This window comes from Acidobacteriota bacterium (assembly GCA_030697165.1).
Classification (GTDB): Bacteria; Acidobacteriota; Vicinamibacteria; order Vicinamibacterales; family UBA2999; genus 12-FULL-67-14b.
Map to the genome: position 1 here is coordinate 328,209 of JAUYQQ010000008.1, position 16,071 is coordinate 344,279.

At 64.8% G+C, this 16,071-nt stretch carries 17 protein-coding genes; 5 read left to right on the top strand and 12 right to left on the bottom strand.

Annotation, left to right across the window (positions count from 1 at the left end; genetic code table 11):
• The first annotated feature begins 34 nt into the window (after positions 1-34).
• The 3 genes from Q8T13_07735 to Q8T13_07745 are packed head-to-tail and all read left to right on the top strand — an operon-like array spanning position 35 to position 1,784.
• Complete coding sequence (locus tag Q8T13_07735) at positions 35-856, top strand: hypothetical protein (GenBank protein MDP3717638.1); 822 nt, start codon at positions 35-37, stop codon at positions 854-856.
• Positions 856-1,305, top strand: a complete 450-nt coding sequence (locus Q8T13_07740) for a hypothetical protein (GenBank protein ID MDP3717639.1) — start codon at positions 856-858, stop codon at positions 1,303-1,305. Before Q8T13_07735 ends, Q8T13_07740 begins: the two co-directional genes overlap by 1 nt.
• Positions 1,302-1,784 carry a hypothetical protein gene (locus Q8T13_07745; protein ID MDP3717640.1) on the top strand — a complete coding sequence of 161 codons (483 nt, stop codon included), beginning with the start codon at positions 1,302-1,304 and terminating at the stop codon, positions 1,782-1,784. Before Q8T13_07740 ends, Q8T13_07745 begins: the two co-directional genes overlap by 4 nt.
• A gap of 58 nt (positions 1,785-1,842) precedes the next feature.
• On the opposite strand, the gene Q8T13_07750 is transcribed toward Q8T13_07745, so the two are convergent.
• The 12 genes from Q8T13_07750 to Q8T13_07805 form a co-directional block, all read right to left on the bottom strand.
• Positions 1,843-2,148 carry a cytochrome C oxidase subunit IV family protein gene (locus tag Q8T13_07750; GenBank protein ID MDP3717641.1) on the bottom strand — a complete coding sequence of 102 codons (306 nt, stop codon included), beginning with the start codon at positions 2,146-2,148 and terminating at the stop codon, positions 1,843-1,845.
• Positions 2,148-2,927 (bottom strand): cytochrome c oxidase subunit 3 family protein, encoded by a 780-nt coding sequence (locus tag Q8T13_07755; protein ID MDP3717642.1) that lies wholly within the window; start codon positions 2,925-2,927, stop codon positions 2,148-2,150. The genes Q8T13_07750 and Q8T13_07755 overlap by 1 nt, the downstream gene beginning before the upstream one ends.
• Entirely contained in the window at positions 2,920-4,545 is a 1,626-nt protein-coding gene (gene ctaD, locus Q8T13_07760; GenBank protein MDP3717643.1) for a cytochrome c oxidase subunit I, read from the bottom strand. The genes Q8T13_07755 and ctaD overlap by 8 nt, the downstream gene beginning before the upstream one ends.
• A gap of 3 nt (positions 4,546-4,548) precedes the next feature.
• A complete protein-coding gene (gene coxB / locus Q8T13_07765; GenBank protein ID MDP3717644.1) occupies positions 4,549-5,562 on the bottom strand; it encodes a cytochrome c oxidase subunit II in 1,014 nt (337 codons plus the stop codon).
• 3 nt (positions 5,563-5,565) lie between these two features.
• Positions 5,566-6,423 (bottom strand): SCO family protein, encoded by an 858-nt coding sequence (locus Q8T13_07770; GenBank protein MDP3717645.1) that lies wholly within the window; start codon positions 6,421-6,423, stop codon positions 5,566-5,568.
• Between the two features lie 64 nt (positions 6,424-6,487).
• Positions 6,488-6,973 carry a hypothetical protein gene (locus Q8T13_07775; GenBank protein MDP3717646.1) on the bottom strand — a complete coding sequence of 162 codons (486 nt, stop codon included), beginning with the start codon at positions 6,971-6,973 and terminating at the stop codon, positions 6,488-6,490.
• Complete coding sequence (locus tag Q8T13_07780) at positions 6,963-8,153, bottom strand: hypothetical protein (protein ID MDP3717647.1); 1,191 nt, start codon at positions 8,151-8,153, stop codon at positions 6,963-6,965. Before Q8T13_07780 ends, Q8T13_07775 begins: the two co-directional genes overlap by 11 nt.
• Positions 8,154-8,223: 70 nt before the next feature.
• Complete coding sequence (locus tag Q8T13_07785; protein MDP3717648.1) at positions 8,224-8,817, bottom strand: cytochrome c; 594 nt, start codon at positions 8,815-8,817, stop codon at positions 8,224-8,226.
• Positions 8,807-9,355: a DUF3341 domain-containing protein gene (locus Q8T13_07790; protein ID MDP3717649.1), complete on the bottom strand. Its 549-nt coding sequence runs from the start codon at positions 9,353-9,355 to the stop codon at positions 8,807-8,809. The genes Q8T13_07785 and Q8T13_07790 overlap by 11 nt, the downstream gene beginning before the upstream one ends.
• Positions 9,345-10,730, bottom strand: a complete 1,386-nt coding sequence (gene nrfD, locus Q8T13_07795) for an NrfD/PsrC family molybdoenzyme membrane anchor subunit (GenBank protein MDP3717650.1) — start codon at positions 10,728-10,730, stop codon at positions 9,345-9,347. Before nrfD ends, Q8T13_07790 begins: the two co-directional genes overlap by 11 nt.
• On the bottom strand, positions 10,730-13,831 hold the full coding sequence (locus tag Q8T13_07800) for a TAT-variant-translocated molybdopterin oxidoreductase (protein ID MDP3717651.1): 3,102 nt from the start codon (positions 13,829-13,831) through the stop codon (positions 10,730-10,732). The genes nrfD and Q8T13_07800 overlap by 1 nt, the downstream gene beginning before the upstream one ends.
• A 44-nt stretch (positions 13,832-13,875) precedes the next feature.
• Complete coding sequence (locus Q8T13_07805) at positions 13,876-14,535, bottom strand: cytochrome c3 family protein (protein MDP3717652.1); 660 nt, start codon at positions 14,533-14,535, stop codon at positions 13,876-13,878.
• 570 nt (positions 14,536-15,105) lie between these two features.
• On the opposite strand from Q8T13_07805, the gene Q8T13_07810 reads away from it, so the two are divergent.
• Both Q8T13_07810 and Q8T13_07815 read left to right on the top strand, forming a co-directional pair.
• Positions 15,106-15,582 carry a hypothetical protein gene (locus Q8T13_07810; GenBank protein ID MDP3717653.1) on the top strand — a complete coding sequence of 159 codons (477 nt, stop codon included), beginning with the start codon at positions 15,106-15,108 and terminating at the stop codon, positions 15,580-15,582.
• Between the two features lie 53 nt (positions 15,583-15,635).
• Positions 15,636-16,067, top strand: a complete 432-nt coding sequence (locus Q8T13_07815; GenBank protein MDP3717654.1) for a hypothetical protein — start codon at positions 15,636-15,638, stop codon at positions 16,065-16,067.
• Positions 16,068-16,071: the final 4 nt, after the last annotated feature.

Consider the following 16,071-nt stretch of genomic DNA (forward strand, 5'->3'; position numbering starts at 1 on the left):
CCAATGGGTCTATCGTCTCGCGAGGGAGACACCCATGGAGATTGACCGCAGAGCCTTCATCGCCAGCCTTGGCGGCACCACCGCCGTCAGCCTGATGAGTTCGGAGGCCAAGGCCGACGCGCTCGAGCACTGGATGGAAGACCAGCTCGACGAGCAGGCCGCCGCCGCCAGTGGCCAGGAGAAGTTTCCGACTGTCGCCGAGCTCGAGGCGCAGATCGAGACGCGCTCCTTCCGGCGCGGCGCGGGCAACGTCTTCACCTCGGGCAATCGCGGCGGCAACGTCAAGCGCCTCCCGGAGATGCCCAAGAACCCGACCCTCCAGGATTTCTTCCGCCTGCGCTTCGCGCCGGCCAACCACGTGCTGCAGAGCGCGACGCGCGCGCTCAAGACCGGCATGTCGGAAGAGATCATCCTGGCCTGCCTGCTGCACGACTGCGCGCAGGCACTGATGAAGGCCGACCACGGGTGGTGGGGCGCGCAGTTGTTCGAGCCGTACATCCCCGAGAAGTCCACGTTCGGCATCCGCTATCACCAGACGTTGCGGTTCTATGCCGACGCCGACGCGGGCTACGAGTATCCGGATCTCTACTACCGCATCTTCGGCCAGGACTACGTGCCGCCGCCGCACATCGAGGCCACCTACAAGATGCTCCGCAACCACAAGTGGTACATGGAGCCGCGCCTGGTGACGGTCAACGACCTGTACGCCTTCGACCCGAACGCGAAGGTCTCGATCGATCCGTTCGAGGACATCATCGGGCGCCACTTCAAGACACCGAAGGAAGGGCTCGGTAACGACAACACCCCCAGTTCGCACATGTGGCGCACGCTCGCCAATCCTGACGCGCCGCTGTGATGAAGTTGGCCGTGATGGCGATTCTCGGCTTGTCCGCCGTAGCCTTGGCGAAGGTGGAAGCCGGCCTGGCGATTCAGTCAGGCCGGCCGACCAACTACCAGGGCCTCGAGATCACCGCGCTCGGCGTCGCGCGCGCGCAAAATGTGCCCCTGGTTGATTGTCCACCGACCACCAACTCCCAGCGTGGCAACGCCAGGGCCGGCGAAGAGTTCGCCGTCGTGACCATGGCGTTCAAGGTCACACCCGCGTTCAAGGAAACGATCGTCAAGAAACCGGTGCTGACCGACGCCTCCGGCAAGGTCTACAACACCTCGGTCGCCATCATCGATCCGGGTTCACAGCCCGAATACCAGTGCTCGTTCCCGTTCCGCGTGCCCAGCGGCACGAAGGTCGCGTCCGTGCAGGTCGATACGGCCACGATCGACCTGGCGGCCTTCGAGAAGCAGTGAGGCTCGAGGACGTCGAGCACGTCGCCGAGACGCTCGATATCGGACCCGGCACCGAAGTCTTCGAGGTCGCTTGCGGTACGGGCGAGTTCCTGCTTCCCTTCCACGACAACGGCTTCATGGTGGGTGGGCTCGACTCCAATGCCACGCTCATCGCCGAGGCGAAAGCCGCGATGCCGGAGGGGCGCTTTACAACCGGCCTCCTGACCGAGCTCGATCCCGCCCAACCGTGGCAAGTGGTGGTGTGCCGCGCCTTCGGCGCCTTTCCCGATGTGGATTACGCCCGCGGCGTGCTGGCGCGCATGGCCGCCAAGGCCACGCACGCGGTGGCGCTGCTGGACGTCCCTGAAGCCAGGTTCGACCAACGCTGGATGCTGCGCGCCTTCGCCGAGATCGGCGTCTCGGCGGTGCAGATGGAAGTGGTGAAGGGGGACGGCGGAGCAACGAACGAGGCGCGCTACAACGTGTTCGCGCGCCTTTGAACCCACGTGATTGAACCCACGTGATTGAACCCGCGGGCTTGAACCTTCGCGCTTGAACCTACTGCAGACTCGGCAGCATCGGCGTGAGCGCCTTTGAGCCGTAGTCGACCATGAACAGCCCGAGCAGGATCACCAGGAAGAACAGGCCGGTCGCGACCGTCAGCTTGGTCAGCTTGCTCGCGTACTTCACGTGCATGAAGTACCAGATGACCAGCGTCGCCTTGAAGCCGGCGATCAGCATGGCCACCGAGAAGTTCAGCTGGCCGAGGTCGATGAAGGCCGCCCCGACGGTGACCGCGGTCAACACCATCAGCGCGCCAAAGATGGTGACGTAGAGGCTGACGGGAGAAACGTGTCCAGACATTACGTGTGCCTCTCGACGAGGTAAAGCAGCGGGAACAGGAAGATCCAGACGATGTCGACGAAGTGCCAGTAGAGGCCGGCCATTTCGACCGGCGTGTAGTAATGCTCGTCGAACCGGCCGTGATACGCCATCCACGTGATCACCAGCATGATGCCGATGCCGATGATCATGTGCAGGGCGTGCAGGCCCGTCATGGTGAAGTACAGGCTGAAGTAGATCTGGGTCGTCAGCTGCAGCTGCTCGGGACTGAGGGTCAGCTCGCGATGGGGCTCCGCGGCCGCAGCCGCGGCGGGCGCGGCAGCTGCCCCGGCCGCCGGCGCTTCGTGTGCCGCGGCCCACTGGAAGTTGTAGCCGGGCACGTGATGGTGCTCGAACTTGTCGGCGTACTCGATCACCTTGACGCCCAGGAAGACGCCGCCCAGGATCATCGTCAGGATCAGCCAGTTGACGGTGGCGGTCCGCTTGTTGGTCTGAGCGCCGCGCACGGCCATGGCCATGGTCAGCGAGCTGCCGATCAGCACGGCGGTATTGAGGCCGCCCCAGAACAGGCTGAGCGAACGGCTGGCCTCGGCAAACGCATCGAAGTACCAGATGCGATAGACCATGTAGGCCGCGAACAGGCCGCCGAAGAACAGGATTTCGGTGAGCAGGAACACCCACATCCCGACCACGGCAGCTTCTTTCTGCTGCCCCATCGTCTCGAAATGGTGCTGCAGCGCCGGGTGGTGGGCGGCGTGCGCCTGGCCGTGCCCGTCAGCGTGCACTACCGGGTTAGACAAGATGCTTCTCCTTGGCGACGACGTGCTCGTACTCGTAGGCCTCGTGCTCGACGATCGGGACCTCGATGAAGTTCTCGGTGAGCGGCGGCGACTGCGTGCGCCACTCGAGGCCCGAGGCGCCCCACGGGTTGGGGCCGGCGACTTCGCCCTTCTTGAGCGACCACAGCAGGTAAATCACCGGCAGCGCGTAGCCGAGGCCAAGCACGCTGGCGCCCGCCGACGACATCACGTTCAGCACCTGCATCTCGTCCGGATACGAGTGGTAGCGGCGCGGCATGCCCAGGTAGCCGACCACGAACTGCGGCAGGAAAGTCAGGTTGAAGCCGACGAACACCAGGATCGCGGCAATCCGCGAGAAGAACTCGGAGTACATCCGGCCGGTGATCTTCGGCCACCAGAAGTGCAGGCCGCCCATGTAGCCCATGATCGCGCCGCCCACCATGATGTAGTGGAAGTGCGCCACCACGAAGTAGGTGTCGTGCAGGTGGATGTCCATGCCGAGCGTGGCCAGGAACAGGCCGGTCAGGCCGCCGATGGCGAACAGGCCCATGAAGCCGTAGGCGTAGAGCATCGGCGTCTCGAACGAGATGGCGCCCTTGTAGAGCGTCGCCGTCCAGTTGAAGACCTTGACCGCCGACGGGATGGCGACCGAGAAGCTCAGGAACGAGAACACCATCGCGGCATAGGTCGAGATGCCGGAGACGAACATGTGGTGCGCCCACACGATGAACCCGAACACCGCGATCGCCAGCGACGAGAACGCCACGAAGCTGTAGCCGAAGATGGTCTTCTTCGAGAAGGTCGAGATCAGCTCGCTCTGCACGCCGAGCGCCGGCAGGATCATGATGTAGACGGCCGGGTGCGAGTAGAACCAGAACAAGTGCTGGAACAGCACCGGGTCGCCGCCGCGGGCCGGGTCAAAGATGGCGAAGCCGAAGGCGCGCTCGACGAACAGCATCACGATGGTGATGGCGATGACCGGCGTGCCGAGCACCTGCACCAGGCTGGTGGCGTAGTGCGCCCACACGAACAGCGGCAGGCGGAACCAGGTCATGCCGGGGGCGCGCATCCGGTGGATGGTGACGATGAAGTTGAGGCCGGTGAGGATCGACGAGAACCCGGCGATGAAGACGCCGAGGGCGACCGGCACGACGTTGCTGTTTGACCCGGTCGCGCTATAGGGCGTGTAGAAGGTCCAGCCGGTGTCGACGCCGCCCGCCAGCATCGCATAAAGCGTGAACACGCCGCCGATCCAGTAGATATAGAGGCTGAGCAGGTTGATCCGCGGGAACGCCAGGTCCTTGGCGCCGATCATCGGCGGAATCAGGAAGTTGCCGAGCACCGCCGGAATCGACGGGATCAGGAAGAAGAACACCATGATCACGCCGTGCGCGGTGAAGAACTTGTTGTAGGTGTCGGCGGAGACGAAGTCGCCCTGCGGCGTCGCCAGCTCGAGGCGGATGCCGACGGCGAACAGGCCGCCGAGGAAGAACATCACCGAGATCGAGATCAGGTACATGATCGCGATCCGCTTGTGGTCCTTGGTCAGCAGCCACGACGCCAGGCCGTGACCGTTGTTCAGGTAGTTCCGCTCGGGAATCTTGAGCTTGTCCAACATGGCTTACTTCTTCTCAGCCGCGGCGGCGGCCGGATTCTGCGTGGCGGCGGCGGCGCCCGTCGCGGGCGCTGCTGCCGTGGTCGCATTGGGCGACAGCGACTTGACGTGTTCGATCAGGGCGACCAGGTTCTCTTCGCTGACCAGACCCTGGAAGGTCGGCATCAGCGGCTGAAAGCCCTTCACGATCTTGGCCTGCGAGTTCAGGATCGATTCGCGGAGGTAGGCCTCGTCCGCCAGCACCGTCGAGCCGTCCTGCAGCTCGACCATCTTGCCGACGATGTCCTTCAGCGAGGGCCCGCGGCCCTGGCCGGTGTCGAGGTGGCAGGTCGAGCAGGCCAGGTCGTTGAACAGCTTGGCGCCGCGCTGCGCCAGCGTGCCCTCCACGGCCCCGCCCTGCAGCCACGCCTGGTACTGCGCCGGTTCCAGCACCTTGACCGTGCCGATCATGCCGGAGTGATTGGTGCCGCAGTACTCGGTGCAGAAGATGTGGTACTCGCCCGGCGTCTGCGCCTCGAACCAGAGTTCGGTATAGCGGCCGGGGATGGCGTCCATCTTGGTGCGGAACGCCGGGAAGAACAGGCTGTGCAGCACGTCCTCGGAGCTGATCGTGATCTTGATCGGCCGGCCGGCGGGCACGTGCAGCTCGTTGATCTCGCGCTGGCCTTCGAGGTGCTGGAACTTCCACATCCACTGCTTGCCGACGGCGTAGATGTGCATCGCTTCGGCGGGCGGGCGGCGCAGGTGGTAGTAGACCGTGGCACCCCAGCCGAACATCACCATCGCGATGATGGTCGGAATCACGCTCCACAGCAGCTCGAGCGGCAGGCTGCCCTCGATGCGCGCGCCAATCTCGCCGTTATGGGTCTTGTGGTAGCGGATGCCGAAGTAAATCACCGCTATCGCGACGACCACCGCGAAGAACGCGCTGACGGCGAAGATGAAGAAATACAGCGCGTCAACGTCCTTGGCGAACGTCGAAGCCTGCTCTGGGAATATTGGAATGCCGAATATTGTCATTAGCTAGTGTCCGGTCGCGCGATGATCGCGCCGAATCGACACGAACATGAATCCAAACAGCGCCACCAGCGTGGCGGCGCCACCAATCCGCACGGCCCTCATGGCCACGAAGCCGTAGCTCCCCGCGTTCGGATCGTAGTGGTAGCAGTACAGCAACAGCTGGTCTGCCAGCGATCCGATCTTGCCGGCCGACGACTCGATCAGCGCGAACTTGACGTCGCGCGGCGAGTAGTCGATGCCGAGGAAATACCGCGACATCCGGCCCTCGGGCGTGGCCACGATGATGCCGCTGGCGTGCGCGAACTGCTGCGACTGCTCGTCCCACACGTAGCTGAAGCCGGCCGCCTTGGTCAGCGCGTCGACCGACGCCTGGCTGCCGGTCAGGAAATGCCAGCCCTGCGCCGCCTCGGGCCGCTTGTAGCGATCCAGGTACGCCGCCTTCTTGGCCGCCGCCAGCACCGGCGTCTCGCGCGGGTCGAAGCTGACGGTCACCACGTCGAATTCCTTGCCGACGGTTTCGTTGATCACCCGCAGCGCGCTTTCGAGGCCGTTCAGCACCTGCGTGCACAGCATCGGGCACTCGTAATAGACGAACGCCAGCACCACCGGCTTCTTGCCGAAGTAGTCGCCGAGCTTCACCGTCGCGCCGGTTTCGTCGGTGAACGGCAACTCGAGCGGCAGCTGCTCGTTGAGGCGCTGCTCGAACGCCACCTGGCCGAGCACGCCCGGCACCTGGCCCGACGGCAGCGACTGCGCGGGCCGAACCCCCGGCGCCGCGCCCTGTGCCGACACGACCGCCGTCATGAGCGCGACCGCGCTCATCGCCATCACCGCCGTTCGCAGCTCACCCCGCCAAATCATCCGATCACCAAATCACCAAATCCGGACCACAATCACCAGCTCGCCAAATCACCAAATCGCCAGATCATCGAGGGGCGATCGTTCGCCCCGACGAACTATCCTGGGGCACCACGGTCTTGCCATCGCCGCCATCGGCGCGGACTGGCAGCCCGCGCTGCAGCAGTAATTCCATCGCCCGGTCGATCGGCACGCGGACGACGCCACCGTCCTTGTCGACCCAGGCGTAGCTGCCCAGCTTCTGGGCTTCGCCCTCGTGCAGCACGTAGATGTCCTTGAACGGCTGCATCTGCAGGTTCGGCACCGGCGGGTTGCGTTGCTGGCCGACCGCCAGTGGGTACTTCTGCGCCGCGGCATCGGCGGCCTGCGACCGGTTCTCGAAGAACCAGAACGTGCCATAGACGATCGCCACCGAGATCAGCATGGCGACGAACAGCCACAGCGCGAACTTGTAGCCGACCGACGTGTCGATGTCGGTGTGCTCGTACTGCGCGCCGGGCGGGTTGGGCCCGTACTCGACGTCGTGGGGGTTGAGGTGCTCGTTAGTGGACATGATGGCTCAGTGCCTTATCCAGCCCAGCGTCGTTCACGGGCAGCAGCGGGCGCCCGGCGAGCTGTGACACGAAGATCGAAATGAAGATCCCGCCGAGCGCCAGCGGCAGCGCGATGTCGAGCAGGCTGAAACTCATGCCGCCCTTGTGGAACTCGGGGGCGACGTGCCAGTAGTAGTCGGCCACGCGGGCACAGATGATCCAGATCGCCACCACCTTCAGCTTGCCGGCGTTCTTCTTCAGGTCGCGCGACAGCAGCAGCGCGTACGGCACGATGAAGTGCCCGATGATGATGAAGGCGCTCAGGTAGCGCCAGCTGGTTTCCCAGCGGATGATGTAGTGCGGAATTTCTTCCGGGATGTTCGCCGACCAGATGATCAGCAGCTGCGAGAACGACAGGTACGCCCACAGCATCAGGAACGCAAACAGGAACTTGCCCAGGTCGTGGAAGTGATGCGTGGTCACCACCTTGTTCATGGGCGCGGTCTGCGCCAGCATCACCAGCACCATGATGCAGAACGCGAACGCCGACAGGCCCTGGCCGCCGATGTAGAGCATGCCCCAGATGGTCGAGAACCAGTGCGCGTTGACCGACATCGTCCAGTCCACCATCGCGAAGGTGATGGTGAGGAAGTAGACGACCAGGCCGCCGCCCGAGAGCCGCTCCATCTTGCCGGCCAGCGCCGGATCGCCGGTGCGGTCCTGCTCGGCCGACCACGAGGTCAGCAGGTAACCCATCACCGACCAGATCACGAAGTAGATGGCCTGGCGGGCCAGGAAGAACGGCGTGTTCAGGTAGCCGGCCTTCAGCATCAGCAATGGGTCGGTCTTGGCGCTCTCGTGCGTCCACTCGTAGAGGGAGTGCATGCCGAAGGCGATCGGCAGGAACAGCACCGCCATGAACGGCAGCGTGCGGACCGCGGCTTCCATGGGCCGGCGCAGGACCACGCCCCAGGCGCCGCCGGTCAGGTGCTGCACCATCAGCAGCGCCAGGCAGCCGAGCGCGACCCCGGTCCAGAAGGTGTAGGCCACCAGGTAGGCCTGGAAGAAGCGGTCGGCGCCCGACATCATGAAGCCGGCGCCGGTGAGCACCACGCCCAGGACGGCCGCGATCAGGCCGAACTGCTTCAGGCCGGGCAGCGGCGTCTCGCCCGCTTTGAACGATTCAGAAGTGACGGTCACTGGCGTCTACTCTCCGGAAATGAAACCGCGACCACGGAGCGGTTCGCATGGCTGGCGCGTCGGCCCGCCATTAATGTCTCTCCGTGGATGCCGGTGGCGCGTCGAGATCGGCGCGCCGGTCGGCGGGCACGTCGTCGACCGACGCGTGCTGGCTGAGTTGCAGGGCGCGGACGTAGGCGACAATCAGCCAGCGGTCGCGGACGGGGATCTGCTCCGCGTATCCCTGCATGGCGCCGAAGCCGTTGGTAATCACGTCGTAGAAGTAGCCGGTCTTTTCCTGGCGCAGGCGATCCTGGTGGTACGAGGCCGCCTGGCGCAGGCCGCGCTGCACCACCATGCCGTTGCCGTCACCGAGCTTGCCGTGGCAGGGCGTGCAGTAGATGTTGTAGCGCTGCTGGCCGCGGGCCAGGTCGGCGTGCGCAATCGCGAACGGAAACTGCTCGACCATCTGCCCCGCCACCTTGCCGGTGTAGAGCGCTTCGTCATCGCGCAGCCAGCCGCGCGCGACCGTGCCGAGCGGCGCCGAGCGCGAGGCGCGGCCGTCGGGGTACATCGGGCTGGCCTCGTAGGCCTCGTAGCGCGGATTATCGTGCATGTCCTGGCGGCAGCCCGCGACCAACAGCGAGGCGGCGGCCAGGAATGCGCAGGTGAACTTATTCGTCAACGTCGTAGACTCCCTTCGCGCCGGTGCTGCGCAGGAACTCCGCCGTCCCCTGCTGGTCGAACTTCGGATCGGCCGACTCCACGACCAGGAAAAACTTGTCGGAGCTGCACATCGCGAAGCGCTCGACGTTGAACACCGGGTGATACGGCTGGGGCAACCCGTTCAGGACGATCATGCCGATCGCCGCCGACAGGGCGGCGAACAGGATCGTCAGTTCGTACGACGGGATGATGAAGGTGATCCAGCTGGCCTGCGGGCGCCCGCCGATGTTCATCGGATATTCGATCACCGACGCCCAGTACTGCAGCGCGAAGCCGGTGGCCATGCCGGTGAGGCCGGCGACCAGGACGATCTGCGCCAGCTTGGTCCGCTTGCGGTGGATGATATCGTTCAGTTCCTCGATCGGGACCGGCGAGTAGGCCTCGACCCTGGTGAACCCCTGCGCCATGGTCTTGCGCGCGGCATCGACCACGGCCTGGGCGGACTCGAATTCCGCCATCACGCCATGCAGGCGGTTGGTCGGCTCGTTAGTGTGCATGGTCGCCCTTCACCTTCGACTGCGGCAGCAGCATCTTGACTTCGAAGATTGAAATCATCGGCACGAACCGCAGGAACAGCAGGAACAGCGTCAGGAACAGGCCAATCGTTCCGAAGAACGTGATGAAGTCCCACTGCGTCGGGTAATACATGCCCCACGAGGCGGGGATGAAGTCGCGGTTGAGCGAGGTCACGATGATGACGAACCGCTCCAGCCACATACCGACGCCGATCAGCAAGGACATCACGAACAGCACGGTGGTGTTCTGGCGCACTCGCGGGGACCACAGCAACTGGATCATCACCATGTTGATCGCGATCAGCGTCCAGTACGACCACCCGTAGGGGCCGAACATGCGGTTCCACATCATGAACCGCTCGTGCGGGCTGCCGCTGTACCACGCGAAAAACGCTTCCATCGCGTAGCCATAGCTGACCATCAGGCCGGTCGCCAGCGTGATCTTGGCCATGTTGTCGATGTGGCGCATGGTGATCAGGCTTTCCATGCCGTAGAACCGGCGCACCGGAATGGCCAGCGTCAACACCATCGCGAAGCCGGCGTAGATGGCGCCGGCGACGAAGTACGGCGGGAAGATGGTGGCGTGCCAGCCGGGAATCACCGAGACCGCGAAGTCGAAGCTCACGACCGTGTGCACCGACAGCACCAGCGGCGTCGACAGACCGGCGAGAATCAGCGTCGCCACTTCGTAGCGATGCCAGTGGCGCGCGGACCCGCGCCAGCCGAGCGACAGCATGCCGTAAATGGTCGCCTTGACCTTCGACACGGCGCGGTCGCGCAGCGTCGCCATGTCGGGAATCATGCCGATATACCAGAACACGATCGAGACGGTGGCGTAGGTCGAGACTGCGAACACGTCCCAGATCAGCGGACTCTTGAACTGCGGCCACAGGCCCATCGCGTTCGGGTACGGGAACAGCCAGTAGGCGGCGAGCCACGGACGGCCGGTGTGGAACACCGGGAAGATCGCCGCGCAGGCCACCGCGAAGATGGTCATGGCTTCGGCAAAGCGGCTGATCGACATGCGCCACTGCTGCTTGAACAGCAGCAGAATCGCCGAGATCAGCGTGCCGGCGTGGCCGATGCCGATCCACCAGACGAAGTTGATGATGTCGAACGCCCAGCCGACCGGGACGTTGTTACCCCAGATGCCGATCCCCTTGAGGACCAGGTAGCCGAGCGCCATGTGCAGCGCGCCGGCGAGGCTGAGGCCGACGAGCAGCAGGCCAATCCAGCCGAGCGGGAAGCGCTTCGACAGCGGGATTTCCGCGACGGTCTCGGTGACCGTCTCGAAGTCGTGCCCCGGGAGAATGACCGGCGACTCTTCGAGCAACGCGGTCTTGGTCTTGATCGCCATTAGTGTCCGCCCCCATCCTCGGTGCCGGCATGGTGGCCGCCGACCATCGGGTTCGAGGGGAGTGCCGGGTTCGGGTTACGCACCGCCGCGAGATACGTCGTGCGCGGCCGCGTGTTGAGGTCATCGAGCGTGGTGTAATTGCGCGGGCTCGACTTCAGCCTGGCCACCTGGCTGTTGGGATCGTTGATGTTGCCGAACACGATCGCGCTGGTCGGGCACACCGCCTGGCAGGCGGTGACCACCTCGCCGTCGCGAATCGCGCGATCCTCGCGCTTCGACTGGATGCGCGCGGCGTTGATGCGCTGCACACAGTAGGTGCACTTCTCCATGATGCCGCGGCTGCGGACGGTGACGTCCGGGTTGCGCTGCATCTTGAACTGCGGCGTCGTGAAATCCTGGTAGAGCAGGAAGTTGAACCGGCGCACCTTCCACGGGCAGTTGTTCGAGCAGTAGCGGGTGCCGACGCAGCGGTTGTAGACCATGTCGTTCAGGCCTTCGTCGCTGTGAACGGTCGCCGACACCGGGCACACCACCTCGCAGGGCGCGTTCTCGCACTGCTGGCAGGGCATCGGCTGGTAATAGGTGTCGGGGGTGTCGAGGTTGCCCGAGAAATAGCGGTCGATGCGCAACCAGTGCATTTCGCGGTTGCGCTTGACCTGCGCCTTGCCGACCACCGGGATGTTGTTCTCGGCAACGCACGCGATGATGCAGGCCGAGCAGCCGGTGCAGGCGTTCATGTCGATCGCCATGCCCCACTGGTCGCCCTTGTACTCCTTGTCGGCGTAGAGCGAGATGCGCTTGTCGAGCTTCAGGTGCTCCATCTCCTTGACGAAGGTGGGCTTGGCCTTGAACTCCTCGAGCGTGGCCGAACGGATGATGTTGCGGCCTTCGATCGACCAGTGGTCCTGCGTGCCGACCAGGTCGTAGGTGTCGCCGGTCTTGGCGATCGTCGCCTCGCCGAACCACGGCGAGGCCGAACCGCGCAGCAGGTAGGTATTGAACCCCGCCAGGTTGCCGACGCGGCCGGCGGCGGTGCGGCCGTAGCCGACCGACACCGTGATGGCGTCCGTGGCGTGACCCGGCGTGATCCACACCGGCACGTCCAGCGTCCGGCCGTCGTGCGTGATGGTGATGAGGTCGCCGGTGTGCAGCTGGTTGGCTTCGGCCGTTGACGGCGCCATCAACGCGGCGTTGTCCCACGTGAGCTTGGTCACGGGCTTAGGCAGTTCCTGCAGCCAGCCGTTGTTGGCAAAGCGGCCGTCGTAGATCGTCTCGTCGCGGCGGAAGTTGATCTCGATCCCGCCAACGGCGGCACCCGCGGTGATGCGGCTGGCCACATCGGGCGCGACCACCGCGGCCGACGGCGTGAACGCCGTGCCGGCAATGAAGCCATCATGGAGCCACTTTCTCCAGGACAGTTCGAAAGTGGCGGCGGGTTGGGCCGGTGGGGCGGGTGGGGCGGGTAGGGCGGGTGCGGTCGCGGCTGGTATTACCCCACCCGCCTGACCCGCCCTACCAGCCTCACCCGCCCAGAATTCGCGAACGACGTCGTAGCCGGCGCGTTCGGGGCGGTCCGACAGCGTCGCGATCACTTCGTTCGCCGACTTGCCGCCGTACAGCGGCTGGATCAGCGGCTGCACGATCGACACGGTGCCATCAAAGCTGCGCGCATCACCCCACGCCTCGAGGTAGTGCGCCGCGGGCACGTGCCACTGGCTGAGCGTGGCCGTCTCGTCGAAGAACAGGCCCGAGTGGATGCGCAGGGCGACCTTGCTCATCGCCTCGGCGAACTTGAAGTCGGCCGGCGCGCTCATCACCGGGTTCGACTCGCCGATGATCACCAGCATCTGCACCCGGCCGGCCTCGATGTCGGTCACGAGCTCGCGCAGCGCCGCATGCTGCTCGGTCGGCACGGCTTCAGGGGTCGGCAGGTACGACACCGTCTCACCGGCCGCGCCAATGGCGGCATTGAGCGCGTGGGCAATCGCGTGCACGGCGGGCGGCTGCGAATCGCCGGCCATCACCACCGCGCGGCCACGATGCGCCGCCAGGTCCTTGGCCACCGCATCGACAAACGCTTCGCTGCCGGCAGGCGCCGTGCCGGTCACGCCGGCCACGCCGGCCTGCTGCGCGACCGCGCGCGCAAACGCCTCGACCTGGCTCGACTTGAGCGGCAGGCGGTTGTCGGCGCGCCCGCCCGTCACCGTGTGGTTGGACTCGACGACGTAGAGGCGGTTGAGGTTGTCGGCGCTCTCTTCAACGCGGCGGCGGCCGGCGAACTGGCGCGCGTAGCGCAGGTTGCCGGCGCCTTCCGACGCCAGGAAGTCGGCGTCGAGCGACAAGATGACATCGGCCTTCGACAGGTCGTAGACCGGCTCGAGATATTCACCAAATGCGGTGCGGGCGCCGGCGCGGGCGTTGTCGCGCGGCATCGGCTCCCACTGGATCCACTTGGCGTTGGGCTGCTGCTGCAGCACCTGCTGAATCTGCGCCGCCAGCGACGGCGAGTTCACCGTTTCGGTGAGGATGCGGAGGCCGGCGCCCTTGGTGGCCGACTGCGCCGACAAGCCGCCGCGCACCGCGCCAATGACCGCGCTCCACGGGCGGATTTCACCGAGCTGCGTGATGGTCTGCGAACGGTCCGGATCGTACAGCGTGAGCACCGAACCCTGCGCGAACAGGTCCGTGGCGCCCTGGCTGGCGGGATGGTCGGGGTTGCCCTCGATCTTGGTCGGGCGGCCCTCGTGGCTTTCGACCAACAGGCCCGTGGCGACGCCGCCAAGCGACATGGCGGTGGCAAAGAACAGCGGCTTGCCGGGGATGGTTTCCTCCGGCTGGCGCACGTACGGGACGATCAGCTCGGTCGGCTGCACGGTGCAGGCGGTGACGCCGGCGAGCGCCATCGACGCGCTCATCAGCTTCATGAACGAGCGGCGGCCAACCGGATCGAGCCATTCCGACGCGTTGGTCGGGAACTCGCGGTGCAGGTAGTCCTTGAACTCGGGCGTTTCGGCGACCGCTTCAAGGCTGCGCCAGACCTGCGGTCCGCCCTTCTGCTCGAGTCGGGCCCGCACGGCCTGGAGGTCAATCGGTGCGCTCATGGACCGGTGCGCCTTCGGATCGGTTTCGTCTGCGTGCATCGGTTTCATCGGTGGCATACCGAGCAACTAGTCATGTGTGCGAGGCCGGCAATCTTGTATTCCTTGACCAGGCGCGGGCCCAGTTCCGCTTGCGCCACGGCCGGCTGGTAGCCCATCGTCGTGATCTCTTCGCGCGGCCGCACGAAGCGGGACGGGTCGCGGTGGCAATCGAGACACCACTCCATCTGGAGCGAGACCTTCTGAATCATCAGCGGCATCTTGTCGACGCGGCCGTGGCAGGTTTCGCAGCCGACACCCTTGGTGACGTGGATGCTGTGGTTGAAGTAGACGAAGTCGGGCAGGTCATGCACGCGCACCCAGTTGAGCGGCGTGTCGTCGCGGAAGCTGGCCCGTACCGGTTCGAGGTAAGGGCTGTCCGACCAGATCTGCGAGTGGCAGTTGATGCAGGTCTTGGTCGGCGGGATCCCGGCCGACGACGACACCTCCACCGACGTGTGGCAGTACCGGCAATCGATGCCGATGCCGCCAGCGTGGTGCTGGTGACTGAATTGCACGGGTTGCTCGACGAACTGATTGGCCGACGTGACGAAATCAGAACGTTGAAGCGTGAGCACCACCCAGCCGAGGCTGAGCAGCACGAACACGATGGCGAGCACGCTGGCCTTGGACCAGGCGTTAGCGCTCTTTGGGAATACCTGCGACATGCGTCCCTTGCAGCCCCCGGGTGTTAGGGCACCAGCTCAAAATAGCAGTGCCGAAGTCGCACACTTTAACCCGAATATCTTCGGGAGCGACCTTTGTGAAAAATTTCGCAAGCTGGGATTGTATATAAAAGTCCCCGGCATTTCCACAAGGCTTCAGGTAGCGCAAATGCGACCGTATTTGTCGGAATCCACGTAGTAGTTGGTCAACAGACCAACCACTATTAGTAGATATTCCATAAGAACAATTAATGACGGTCCCTTGACAAACGCATCTTGTGCGCGCATAACTAGCATCCTGCCAGCGCATGGTGATGGGCCACCCGGTGCTTCCCCCACTGTTAAACCCAGCGCCATGCGTCTTGGCAATTCTTGCCTCCCGGTTCTTGACGGGGCGATACACCTTGCCGGGAAGGCAATCCTTGACGGGAGGGAACTTCCCGTCGGGATCCCGACAAGTAACACCCTCCCGACCCGCAATTACCCTCCCGACAAGAAACAATTTCCCGCCAACATCAGCCGCGCGTATATTCTGCCCCCTATGAAGATCACCTCGGCGCGGGAGCAGCCGTAGTGTCCGACGATCGCAAATACAAACAGCGCGGGTATCAAGAGAGCGACCGCCCTTCGGGGCCACGCCCCGATCGGCCGGCCACGCCCAAGCCCGAGCGCGAACCGGGCGCCCCCGCCGGCGCCCGCCGCATCTCGTCGGAAGGCGCGCGCAACCCCCGCATGATGTCGTCGCGCCAGGTTGCCCGCTGCGCCCGCTGCGGCACCATCGTCGATGCCGAGATCATGTCGCGCAGCAAGTGCCCGAAATGCCAGGTCGACCTGCGCTCCTGTGTGCAGTGCGTGAACTTCGACCCGAGTGCCAGCCTCGAATGCGCCGAGCGCATTCCGGCGCGCGTTTCGCCAAAGGACGTCGCCAACGACTGCCCGCTGTTCTCGGGCCGGACCTCGTTCGAGCGCGAAACCACCGCGGCCGTGAGCCAGAACCCCAAGGAGCCGACCGGCGCCAAGAAGGCCTTCGACGACCTGTTCAAGTTCTAGTGTCGGGCTTCCATTGCGCCTCCACTGGCGAGCCGGTGAGCGATAATCGAGGCATGGGCTTACTCAGCGCGCAGGACGAAGCAACGCTCAAGCAACATCTCTCCACCATCACCCAACCCGTACAGCTGCTGCTCTTCACGCAGGCCTTCGGCGGATCCGAAAGCGGTCCGGTCGCCAAGCAGATCCTCGACGAAATCGCCGGCCTCAACGACAAGATCACCGTGGTCGAAAAGAACTTCGTCCTCGATCTCGATGACAAGGCCAAGTACAAGGTCGACAAGGCCCCGGCCATCGTCATCCTGGCTAACGATGTCGATACCCGCATGCGCATGTACGGCGCGCCGACCGGCTACGAGTTCGTCGGCCTGGTCGAGGCGATCCTGGTCGCGGGGACCGGCAAGATCGACCTCGAGCCCGAGACCATGGCGTGGGTGCAGGCGGTCACCACGCCCACTCACATCCAGGTGTTCTCGACACCCACTTGACCAC